Raw genomic sequence first — 11103 nt, forward strand, 5'->3', positions numbered from 1 at the left:
ATCACCACGCTATCAGCATAACAAAGGCCAGACATACGCAAAGCGTAAAGAGTGACAGATCCATTAGCAGGGGATGCCAGATTTCGCCGGAGTAAATCCAGTCGCGCAGCAGGCGATGAACAACCAGCCAGAGAATAAATCCTGCTACAATCGCCTTGAAAACAGGAGGAAAGTAGACAGATGCGCCGATCATTAAATCTTGTAGGGGCAATCCTGTTGCATTAAACATAAACTTCACGGGCAAAATCCTTGACGGAAGAGAGCATTGCTATAGGTTTAGCAAAAAAGAGACAATGAGTCTCCGTAACGCATAATGTCTGAAAAAATGTCAGCCGGTAAGCAAATTTGGCAATACATTTGTTTTGGGAATACAAATGCTGCACACTATTCTAAAATCAGCACAATAACTTAGCAAGCTAATTATAAGGAGATGAAATTGGAATCGCCATTAGGTTCTGATCTGGCACGGTTGGTGCGCATTTGGCGTGCTCTGATTGACCATCGCCTGAAACCTCTGGAGTTGACGCAGACGCATTGGGTTACGCTGCACAACATTCATCAGTTGCCGCCGGATCAATCGCAGATTCAGTTGGCTAAAGCGATTGGCATCGAGCAGCCTTCGCTGGTACGTACGCTTGACCAGTTGGAAGAAAAGGGACTCATTTCACGACAGACTTGCGCCAGCGATCGTCGAGCTAAGAGAATTAAACTGACAGAGAAGGCTGAGCCGCTGATCGCTGATATGGAAGCGGTGATCAACAAAACACGTGGAGAAATTCTGGAAGGGATTTCAGCTGAGGAAATTGATCTGCTGATTAAGCTGGTTGCCAAACTCGAACACAATATTATTGAACTGCAGTCACAAGGTTGAAACAATAAGTTACGTGTGGCCAGAGCCTGACCACACGTGAATTCGATTAGCGTGGAGACACGGTAACCTGGCTGCCGTTGTTAGCCATAACAACGCGCTGGCCGGCTGAAAACTTGGTCGCACCCTGTTTCTGAACCACCATGATGGTATTACCATCATCCTTACGGATTTCCAGTTCCACACCCTGGGTTTTATTCATCGCACCTTGTACGCCTTGACCCGCTACGCCACCGGCAACTGCACCTGCAGCCGTCGCTAATGAACGACCCGTACCGCCGCCGACGGTGTTACCAAGGAACCCGCCGAGTACCGCACCACCAATAGCACCAATCACGTTTGCGTCATCGCCACCCTGGATTTGCACCGGACGAACATGAACAATCGTACCGTAGGTAACGTTCTGAACTTGTTTCGCTTCGGATGCGGTATATACGTCGCCTGAAAGGCTGTCATTGTTAACGCAACCCGCTAAAGATACGCCCATTAATGAAACAATCAGCACACGTTTAATCATTTACAAATCTCCTTTGTCACCACGAAACGCTAATAAAGCACCCTTCATGGCTAAATTATATGGCATTTGTGAGCCTAAGGTCACATGTTCTACTGGAACAATATGAAAATCTTAACCGAAATCGGATCAACCGAGTATAAACGAATCATTCATGTAATTGATGTAATTAAACGATCATTGTAATGATTAGCCACCAAAAATCATTAAGGAAGCATGGCATTAGTCGACACTTTATGGTTGAGTGTCAAGGCTAATTTGCTTAAAAGGATGACCTATGAAATCGGGCCGTTTTATCGGTGTAATGTCTGGAACCAGCCTTGATGGCGTCGATGTTGTGCTGGCGACAATAGATGAAACGATGGTTGCGCAGCAGGCGAGTCTGACCTGGCCCATCCCCATTCATGTTAAACAAGCGATTCTGGATATCTGCCAGGGGCAGCAGCTTACACTTTCTCAGTTTGGTCAGTTAGATGCACAGCTCGGTTATCTATTTGCTGAGGCGGTGAATGCGCTGTTGGCGCAAGAAAAATTGAAACCGCAGGATATCGTTGCGATTGGTTGCCACGGGCAAACCGTGTGGCATGAACCGAACGGTGCTGCGCCGCACACGCTGCAAATTGGTGATAACAACCAGATTGTCGCGCGTACCGGGATAACCGTAGTCGGCGATTTTCGTCGACGTGATATCGCCCTCGGCGGGCAGGGTGCACCGCTCGTTCCCGCGTTTCACCAGGCACTTCTGGCACATCCAACGGAACGGCGAATGGTGTTAAACATCGGCGGAATTGCCAATCTGTCTCTGCTTATTCCGCAACAACCCGTTCGCGGATACGACACCGGGCCGGGCAATATGCTGATGGATGCATGGATCTGGCGGCAATGTGGCCAGCCCTACGACAAAGATGCGCAGTGGGCCATTTCAGGAACGGTGATCCTGCCGTTGCTGCAGAATATGCTTAACGACCCTTATTTTTCCGCGCCTGCGCCGAAAAGCACCGGCCGTGAGTATTTTAATTACGGCTGGATAGAGCGTCATCTGGCGCAGTTTCCGGGAATTAGCCCACGAGATGTACAGGCGACGCTTGCCGAACTGACGGCAGTAACCATTTCAGAGCAGGTCTTGTTAAGCGGCGGCTGTGATCGACTCATGGTTTGCGGTGGAGGAAGCCGTAATCCACTGCTGATGATGCGTCTGGCGGCATTATTACCGGGTACAGAGGTTACCTCTACTGATGAAGCCGGGATCAGCGGTGATGATATGGAAGCGTTAGCCTTTGCCTGGCTTGCGTGGCGAACGCTGGCCGGATTACCGGGAAATTTACCTTCTGTGACGGGGGCGTCAGAGCCGAGTGTTTTAGGGGCAATTTATCCTGCCAATCCACGAACTCAGAGTTAACTGAAATTATTCAGCGCGGTGTGCCGGTAAACTAAGGAAATTAGGGAGGGTGCCATTACCCTCCAGGACCAGGAAAGTCTTCAGGATATGGCTATGAAAAAACTGTTGTTAGTGTGTCTGCCCGTACTGCTTAGCGGTTGTAGTGTGTACAACCAATTTGTCGAGCGTATGCAAACGGATACGCTTGAATACCGCTGCGACGAAAAACCGCTGACCGTGAAGCTGAACAATACCCGCCAGACGGCAAGCTTTGTTTATGATAATCAGCTATTGAACCTCAAACAGGGCGTGTCGGCATCAGGTGCTCGTTATACCGATGGTATCTACGTATTTTGGTCTAAAGGCGACGAGGCAACGGTCTATAAACGAGACAGAATTGTGCTAAATAACTGTCAGTTACAGAACCCGAAGCGTTGAGATTTTCACCTGGGCGGCGCACAATAGTGTCACCCACTGACAATCCGTAGCCCAACATCATGTCTGATAACGACGAATTGCAGCAAATCGCGCATCTGCGCCGTGAATACACGAAAGGCGGTCTTCGCCGCCGCGATCTTCCCGCCGAACCCCTTGCGCTGTTTGAGCGCTGGCTGGGGCAAGCCTGTGATGCCAAACTGGCCGATCCCACCGCAATGGTCGTTGCGACCGTCGATGAAAATGGTCAGCCGTATCAGCGCATCGTGTTACTCAAACATTATGATGACAAAGGGCTGGTGTTCTATACCAACCTTGGTAGCCGTAAGGCGCATCAGATCGAGAAAAATCCACGCATCAGCCTTTTATTTCCCTGGCATACGCTGGAACGGCAGGTGATGGTGATCGGCAAGGCAGAGCGTCTTTCCACACTCGAAGTGGTGAAATACTTCCACAGTCGCCCACGCGACAGTCAGATTGGCGCCTGGGTCTCAAAACAATCCAGTCGAATCTCCGCGCGCGGTATTCTCGAAAGCAAATTCCTCGAACTGAAGCAGAAGTTTCAGCAAGGGGAAGTTCCTCTGCCCAGTTTCTGGGGCGGCTTTCGCGTGAGTATTGAACAAATGGAGTTCTGGCAGGGCGGTGAAAACCGTCTGCACGATCGTTTTTTATACCAACGCGAAGATAACGCGTGGAAAATTGATCGTCTGGCCCCCTAAAGATGCAAATTTCTTGTTTTAAGCGCTGGTGCTGATCAATCCGGCGCTTTATTCTATGTTTCTTTCGCATCAGGCGAAAAGTCGTGTACCGGCAAAGGTGCAGTCGTTTTATACATGGAGATTTTGATGGCAAGCAGTAACTTGATTAAACAATTGCAAGAGCGGGGGCTGGTGGCCCAGGTGACGGACGAGGAAGCGTTAGCAGAGCGACTGGCGCAAGGCCCGATCGCGCTCTATTGCGGCTTCGATCCTACCGCTGACAGCTTGCATTTGGGGCATCTGGTTCCATTGTTATGCCTGAAACGCTTCCAGCAGGCAGGCCATAAGCCTGTTGCACTGGTAGGTGGCGCAACCGGTCTGATTGGTGACCCGAGCTTTAAAGCCGCCGAGCGTAAACTGAATACCGAAGACACCGTGCAGGAGTGGGTGGATAAAATCCGCAAACAGGTTGCACCGTTCCTCGATTTCGACTGTGGCGACAACTCGGCGATTGCTGCGAACAACTACGACTGGTTTGGCGGTATGAACGTACTGACTTTCCTGCGTGATATCGGCAAACACTTCTCCGTTAACCAGATGATCAACAAAGAAGCGGTTAAGCAGCGTCTGAACCGTGACGATCAGGGGATCTCCTTTACCGAGTTTTCTTACAACCTGCTGCAGGGTTATGACTTTGCCTGCCTGAACAAACTGCACGGCGTGGCACTGCAGATTGGTGGTTCTGACCAGTGGGGTAACATTACTTCGGGTATCGATTTAACCCGTCGTTTGCACCAGAATCAGGTGTTTGGTCTGACCGTTCCGCTGATCACTAAAGCTGATGGCACCAAATTCGGTAAGACGGAAGGCGGCGCAGTGTGGCTGGATCCGAAGAAAACCAGTCCGTACAAATTCTACCAGTTCTGGATCAACACCGCCGATGCGGACGTTTATCGCTTCCTGAAATTCTTCACTTTCATGGACATTGAAGAAATCAATGCGCTGGAAGAAGAAGATAAAAACAGCGGTAAAGCGCCGCGTGCCCAGTATGTTCTGGCCGAACAGGTTACGCGTCTGGTTCACGGTGAAGAAGGTCTGGTCGCGGCAAAACGCATTACCGAAAGCTTGTTCAACGGCAATCTCAGCGATTTGAGTGAAGCAGATTTCGAACAGCTGGCGCAGGATGGCGTGCCGATGATCGAGATGGACAAAGGTGCCGATTTGATGCAGGCGCTGGTGGACTCCGAGCTGCAACCTTCTCGCGGTCAGGCACGTAAGACCATTGCGTCAAACGCGGTAACCATCAACGGTGAGAAGCAGTCCGATCCGGAATATTTCTTCCAGGATAGTGATATCCTGTTCGGGCGCTATACCTTACTGCGCCGTGGCAAGAAGAACTATTGTCTGATTTGCTGGAAGTAAGATTGAGTTAGCAGGGGCGTGGGAAACTACGCCCCTTTATTTTTTCAGGGTTGTGGTAAGTAAAATGAAGAATATCCTCGCCATCCAGTCCCACGTTGTTTTTGGTTATGCGGGCAACAGTGCAGCAGAATTTCCGATGCGTCGTCTTGGCGCAAATGTCTGGCCGCTGAATACCGTTCAGTTTTCAAACCACACGCAGTATGGTAAATGGACCGGTTGCGTTATGCCGCCGAGCCACCTGACTGAAATTGTTCAGGGCATTGCTGATATTGATAAACTCCAGACCTGTGACGCAGTACTAAGCGGCTATCTTGGTTCAGCAGAACAGGGCGAGCATATTCTGGGTATTGTTCGCAAGGTAAAAGCGGCAAACCCGCAGGCAAAATACTTTTGCGATCCTGTGATGGGACACCCTGAAAAGGGGTGTATTGTCGCACCCGGAGTGGCGGAATTTCATGTACGCCATGCGCTCCCGGCCAGTGACATTATTGCCCCGAATCTGGTTGAGCTCGAAATTCTGTGCGAGCATGCGGTGAACAACGTCGATGAGGCCGTTGCAGCAGCGCGTGAACTGATCGCTCAGGGACCTGAAATTGTACTGGTGAAGCATCTGGCACGCGCAGGTATCAGCACCGACCGTTTCGAGATGCTGCTGGTCACCGCTGAACAGGCGTGGCATATCAGTCGTCCGTTAGTCGATTTTGGCACACGTCAACCGGTTGGTGTGGGTGATGTGACGAGTGGCTTGTTGCTGGTGAAACTACTGCAGGGCGCATCTTTACAGCAGGCGCTTGAGCATGTGACTGCGGCGGTGTACGAAGTGATGATTGCGACTAAAAATATGCACGAGTATGAGCTGCAGGTCGTGGCCGCGCAGGACCGTATCGCCAAGCCTGAACACTACTTTAGCGCAACGCAGCTGTAATCGATGCCCGATGGCGCTCACGCTTATCGGGCATATTTTTAGCTGTAGGCCGGGTATGTGCAAGTGCCACCCGGCAACAACAATTAATTTAACCCTTCTGCTTTCAGCGCAGCGGCAACCGCCGGGCGTTCAGCCATTCGCGCCATATAGGCATCAATATTACTTAATCCTGCCATATTCAGCTTAACCGCATAGGCCCAACGCAGTACGGTAAACAGATAGGCATCGGCGATGCTGAAGCGCGGGCCGCAGATCCATTGGTTATCTTTCAGCGAGTCGTTCACATACTGCATTTTTTTCTCCAGCAGCGCACGAACGGTTGGCTTAAAGTCTTCCGGCGTATCGGGACGGAACAGTGGCGTAAAGCCTTTATGCAGTTCAGTCGCAATGTAGTTAAGCCATTCGATGGTTTTGTAACGGGAGAGGCTGCTGGTAGGGGCAAGGAGCTGGCGGTCTGGCACGCTGTCCGCCAGGTATTGCATGATGGCGACACCTTCGGTAAGTAGCGTACCGTCATCCAGCAGCAGTGCAGGAACTTGCCCTTTTGGGTTTACCGCGAAAAAATCATCGCCATTTTCCAGACGTTTCTTCATCAGATCAACACCATCCAGCGTGAAATCTTTACCGCTCTCACGAAGTGTGATGTGGGAAGCGAGAGAACAAGCGCCCGGTTTGTAGAACAGTTTCATCGGTAACTCCTTTTGGCTGAGGTATATCGTATGGTAGTGCTACCTCAGGCAAAAAAAAAGCCGCTAACAACAGTTAGCGGCCTGAAAATGAGTTTCCCTGAGAATTACGCTGTCGCGGCCTTAGAGGCTTTCTCATTGACGTCATCGTCCTGAGTCATACGGTTCAGTTTCGGAGCCGTCAGCAGCATCAGAACAGCGATAACAGCCGTTGCGACACCAATCTGCAGGAACACACGACCGTAGACTTCAAGGGACATCAGCGGGTCAGTCACGTTCTCTGGTACAGCCATCATGTTAGCGACGTAGCCACCGATGATGTTTGCACCGGCAGTGGTCAGGAACCAGCTACCCATGATGAAGCCCATCAGGCGTTGCGGAACCAACTGTGCCACCATTGCCAGACCCAGACCGGAGATCATCAGCTCACCGATACTTTGCAGACCGTAGCAGATAATCAGCCAGTTAACGGAAACGATGCCTGCATCGGTAGCGAATTTCGCGCCCAGCGGCAGGATCAGGAATGCACCGGAACACAGCACCATACCAATCGCAAACTTGGTCGGCATTGGCAGGGTATCGCCCATCTTGTTATAGATAGCAGCGAGGATTGGGCTACCAATGATGATCCAGAACGGGTTCAGTGCCTGGTACTGTTCAGGTTCGAAAGCAATGCCAAGAATAGAGTGCTCAACGTTGCGAATCGCAAAGAAGTTCAGTGAGGTCGGCATCTGGCTGTACAGCACGAAGAAGATAATCGCTTCCAGCATCAGGATGAAGGCGACGATCATTTTGCGACGCGCAGCACCGTGCATGGTGAAGGCTTCTTTACCGAAGATGAACACGATACCCAGCGCAATGACACCCAGAACCATACGTGCGATCTGCTGGTTGTGCAGCAACCAGGTTGCAATCGCGATCAGTACCACAACGCCAGCAATGGTCAGCAGCAGGTTACGGAAGTTGATCGGTTCAAAGTCAGGTTTAGAACCGTACTGTTTAACCCAGCGCTGACAGAATGCGAAGTTAACAACGGTAATCAGCATACCCACGACGCTCAGAGCGAACGCGGTGCTCCAGCCGTAGCGCGCAGCCAACCACGGTGTTGCCAGCATAGAGAAGAATGAACCGATGTTGACGGACATGTAGTACATGGTAAATGCACCATCAAGACGCGGGTCATCTTTGGCATAGCAGGTAGAGAGCAGGGAGGATGGGTTTGCTTTAAACAGGCCGTTACCGACCGCGATGGCCGCCATGCCCATATAAACGATACCCGCATCGTGACCGGACCATGCTACCAACGCATAACCGATGGCCAGCACAACGGCACCCAGCATAATGACACGTTTTGTTCCCAGAACTTTGTCACCTAACCAGCCGCCAATGGCAACCAGACCGTACACCAGGGCGCTAAAGGACGAGAAAAGGGTGATGGAATCCGCTTCTGACATACCCAGCTGTTTAACCAGGTAGACGGCCATAATCCCTTGCAGGCCGTAATAACCAAAACGTTCCCACAGCTCAATAGAGAAAATGAGATAGAACGCTTTTGGTTGTTTGAAGGCGTTTAAACTTACGCTTTCTGTTGGTTTATTGTTTGCAGTAGACACTTTTACCTCTTTTTTTACATCCCATATCAACGGGGGTGTTCAGGTACGTGATGAGTCAAGTTCATCCGTCCGATTGTTATAGTGGGAGGGGAAACGGCAAGTAATGTTCACTATCTTGACCATTCAGACAAGTGGTTTGTAATAATCTGTTACATATATCATGACTGGTGAAATCGTCGGGGCTGTGAAATGTTATCTAGCGTTAAATTTCTTCATTTCTAAAATGGCAGATTTTTACACTGTTTAATCACCGCCATAACCGCAATGTGGCGATATGTTCTGCTATTTAAGGTTGAATCCAGTGATATAGGCCATTATCTGAAAAATAGGCAGTGTAATGTTTTGTTTAGAAACTGTGCAGTTAGGTCATCTAATTGTCACCTTAACTAAAAAATAAAAATTTATTAACATTGTGTTAGCTGGATGATCTGGATCACGTATAGATAGAAATTTCTTTTGCTAAAAAAACGATTAACCTGCTCAGGTGTTAATTAACAAGAATATTGCATTAGATATGAGCAATTGAATGGCATCATTGTCGGGAAAATAAACGCAGGGGAGTGCATAACTAATCGTTATGTATGTAAGGGGCTAGGAGGATGCCCCGGCAGCATTAGATATCGACTTTCTCTTTGAATTCGCAGAGATCTTCAATAATACAGGAACCACAGCGCGGCTTTCTGGCGATGCAGGTGTAGCGACCATGAAGAATTAACCAGTGATGGCAATCGACTTTAAATTCACTGGGTACGACTTTCAGCAGCTTCTCTTCAACCTGCTCGACGTTTTTACCCGGGGCGAATTGCGTGCGATTACAGACGCGAAAAATGTGGGTATCTACAGCGATAGTGGGCCAGCCAAAGGCGGTATTTAACACCACATTAGCCGTCTTTCGCCCAACGCCGGGGAGAGCTTCTAACGCCGCACGGTCTTCTGGCACTTCACCATTATGTTGTTCCAGCAGAATGCGGCAGGTTTTAATTACGTTTTCTGCTTTGCTGTTAAACAAACCGATTGTCTTGATGTAGGACTTAACACCTTCAACACCGAGCTCCAGCATCGCAGCCGGCGTATTGGCGACGGGGTATAGCTTAGCTGTCGCTTTATTGACGCTGACATCGGTCGCTTGTGCGGAGAGCAAGACCGAAATCAACAGTTCAAACGGCGATGTAAAATTGAGCTCGGTTGTCGGATGCGGGTTGTTATCCCGCAGACGCGTCAGTATTTCCAGACGTTTTGCTTTGTTCATTACGCATTCCCTGTTTCACCCGCGGGACTGTCCACGACAGCCGCCTCGGCACGACGTTTCTTCATTTTCTCATCAATCAGATACTTCACTGCCAGCATCAGACCCAGGCCAATAAACGCGCCCGGTGGCAGCATGGCCAGCAGAAACGGCGTATCAGTATGGAAGATCTCAATGCGCAAGACTTTGGCCCAGCTACCCAACAAACCGTCTGCACCATCAAACAGTGTACCGTTACCAATTATTTCACGCAGCGAGCCCAGAACAAACATGGCACCTGTTGCGCCCATGCCGATGGAGAAACCATCAAGTGCGGATAACGCAGGGCCCTTTTTGGCGGCGAAGGCTTCTGCACGGCCAACAACAATGCAGTTGGTTACAATCAGCGGGATGAAGATGCCCAGAGACTGATACAGGCCGAAGGCGTAGGCATTGATCAACATCTGTACCGCACTCACCACGGAGGCGATAATCATGACATAAATCGGAATACGAATTTCTGGCGGTGTCCAGCGGCGAAGGGCTGAAATCGTCAGGTTGGTCAGCGTCAGGACGAGCGTAGTCGCAAGTCCAAGACCCAGCGCGTTAGTTGCGGTAGAAGTGACGGCCAACAGCGGACACATCCCGAGTAGTTGCACAAGCGCGGAGTTATTTTTCCATAACCCCTGGACAATCACGTCTTTAATTTCGCTCATGGTTATTCTCCACAGGCGCTAAGTTGAGGGAGTTGCGCAGGCAGCGTCTGCGCATACAGGCCGGCACGTTTAACCGCGTTAACCACCGCACGTGGTGTAATGGTTGCGCCAGTAAACTGGTCAAAGTCGCCGCCATCTTTTTTCACTGCCCAGTGAGAGGTGTTATCCGCAGAAATTGTTTTACCGCTAAAATGGGTGATCCAGTCGGAAAGTCGCAGTTCGATTTTATCGCCCAGCCCAGGCGTTTCATGGTGTTCGGTAACCCGCGTACCCAACACGGTACCCGTGAAATCGACACCCACCAGCAGTTGAATCGCCCCGGAATAACCATCTGGCGCCGTAGCTTCAAGAATCGCAGCAACAGGACGATCGTCCTGACGGGCAATATATACACGGTGCGTACCTTTGCCTAACGCTGGCGCATTGACCAGATAACAACTTTCAGACAAGTTATTATTGTAGCGATCGCCAGGCAGAACCTGATCGAACAGCGTTTTTTGCTGTATCGCGGCCTGTTCATCAATGGTTGACTTGGTTAATTGATTGATTGCTGCGGTTAACCCCGTTGAGCCCGCAGCAAACAGCGCCAGTGTAATACCGTGTTTACGAATCGTTTTCAGCAT

Annotated in this window: 13 protein-coding genes; 6 read left to right on the forward strand and 7 right to left on the reverse strand. The window is 50.2% G+C overall.

Going from position 1 to position 11103, the window contains the following annotated elements:
* Position 1 precedes the first annotated feature (1 nt).
* The gene (locus OGY68_RS17270; protein WP_003029180.1) at positions 2-238 is read right to left on the reverse strand and encodes a DUF1656 domain-containing protein; all 237 of its coding nucleotides are present in this window, start codon (positions 236-238) and stop codon (positions 2-4) included.
* A gap of 192 nt (positions 239-430) precedes the next feature.
* Here OGY68_RS17270 and slyA point away from each other — a divergent pair, with 192 nt between their 5' ends.
* On the forward strand, positions 431-871 hold the full coding sequence (slyA, locus tag OGY68_RS17275; protein ID WP_008784672.1) for a transcriptional regulator SlyA: 441 nt from the start codon (positions 431-433) through the stop codon (positions 869-871).
* 46 nt (positions 872-917) lie between these two features.
* On the opposite strand, the gene slyB is transcribed toward slyA, so the two are convergent.
* A complete protein-coding gene (gene slyB / locus OGY68_RS17280; RefSeq protein WP_003029175.1) occupies positions 918-1385 on the reverse strand; it encodes an outer membrane lipoprotein SlyB in 468 nt (155 codons plus the stop codon).
* A 274-nt stretch (positions 1386-1659) separates the two neighbouring features.
* On the opposite strand from slyB, the gene anmK reads away from it, so the two are divergent.
* The 5 genes from anmK to pdxY all read left to right on the forward strand — a co-directional run bounded on the left by anmK (position 1660) and on the right by pdxY (position 6240).
* Complete coding sequence (anmK, locus tag OGY68_RS17285) at positions 1660-2781, forward strand: anhydro-N-acetylmuramic acid kinase (protein WP_008784673.1); 1122 nt, start codon at positions 1660-1662, stop codon at positions 2779-2781.
* A gap of 87 nt (positions 2782-2868) precedes the next feature.
* On the forward strand, positions 2869-3198 hold the full coding sequence (mliC, locus tag OGY68_RS17290) for a C-type lysozyme inhibitor (protein ID WP_003029170.1): 330 nt from the start codon (positions 2869-2871) through the stop codon (positions 3196-3198).
* A gap of 59 nt (positions 3199-3257) precedes the next feature.
* On the forward strand, positions 3258-3914 hold the full coding sequence (pdxH, locus tag OGY68_RS17295) for a pyridoxamine 5'-phosphate oxidase (protein WP_003029169.1): 657 nt from the start codon (positions 3258-3260) through the stop codon (positions 3912-3914).
* Positions 3915-4040: 126 nt separating this feature from the next.
* Complete coding sequence (gene tyrS / locus OGY68_RS17300) at positions 4041-5315, forward strand: tyrosine--tRNA ligase (RefSeq protein ID WP_020996426.1); 1275 nt, start codon at positions 4041-4043, stop codon at positions 5313-5315.
* 64 nt (positions 5316-5379) lie between these two features.
* Positions 5380-6240 carry a pyridoxal kinase PdxY gene (pdxY, locus tag OGY68_RS17305; RefSeq protein WP_057067246.1) on the forward strand — a complete coding sequence of 287 codons (861 nt, stop codon included), beginning with the start codon at positions 5380-5382 and terminating at the stop codon, positions 6238-6240.
* Between the two features lie 83 nt (positions 6241-6323).
* Here the strand turns inward: pdxY and gstA are convergent, their stop codons facing one another.
* The 5 genes from gstA to rsxG form a co-directional block, all read right to left on the reverse strand.
* Positions 6324-6929 (reverse strand): glutathione transferase GstA, encoded by a 606-nt coding sequence (gstA, locus tag OGY68_RS17310; RefSeq protein WP_003832787.1) that lies wholly within the window; start codon positions 6927-6929, stop codon positions 6324-6326.
* A 104-nt stretch (positions 6930-7033) separates the two neighbouring features.
* The gene (dtpA, locus tag OGY68_RS17315; protein WP_020996425.1) at positions 7034-8539 is read right to left on the reverse strand and encodes a dipeptide/tripeptide permease DtpA; all 1506 of its coding nucleotides are present in this window, start codon (positions 8537-8539) and stop codon (positions 7034-7036) included.
* A 613-nt stretch (positions 8540-9152) separates the two neighbouring features.
* Positions 9153-9788, reverse strand: coding sequence for an endonuclease III (nth, locus tag OGY68_RS17320; RefSeq protein WP_003029161.1), 636 nt, complete (start codon positions 9786-9788; stop codon positions 9153-9155).
* Positions 9788-10480, reverse strand: a complete 693-nt coding sequence (locus tag OGY68_RS17325; RefSeq protein WP_032943332.1) for an electron transport complex subunit E — start codon at positions 10478-10480, stop codon at positions 9788-9790. Before OGY68_RS17325 ends, nth begins: the two co-directional genes overlap by 1 nt.
* A 2-nt stretch (positions 10481-10482) precedes the next feature.
* Positions 10483-11103 carry an electron transport complex subunit RsxG gene (rsxG, locus tag OGY68_RS17330; RefSeq protein ID WP_032943336.1) on the reverse strand — a complete coding sequence of 207 codons (621 nt, stop codon included), beginning with the start codon at positions 11101-11103 and terminating at the stop codon, positions 10483-10485.

The organism is Citrobacter sp. Cpo065 (assembly GCF_030332805.1).
Taxonomy (GTDB): domain Bacteria; phylum Pseudomonadota; class Gammaproteobacteria; order Enterobacterales; family Enterobacteriaceae; genus Citrobacter; species Citrobacter portucalensis.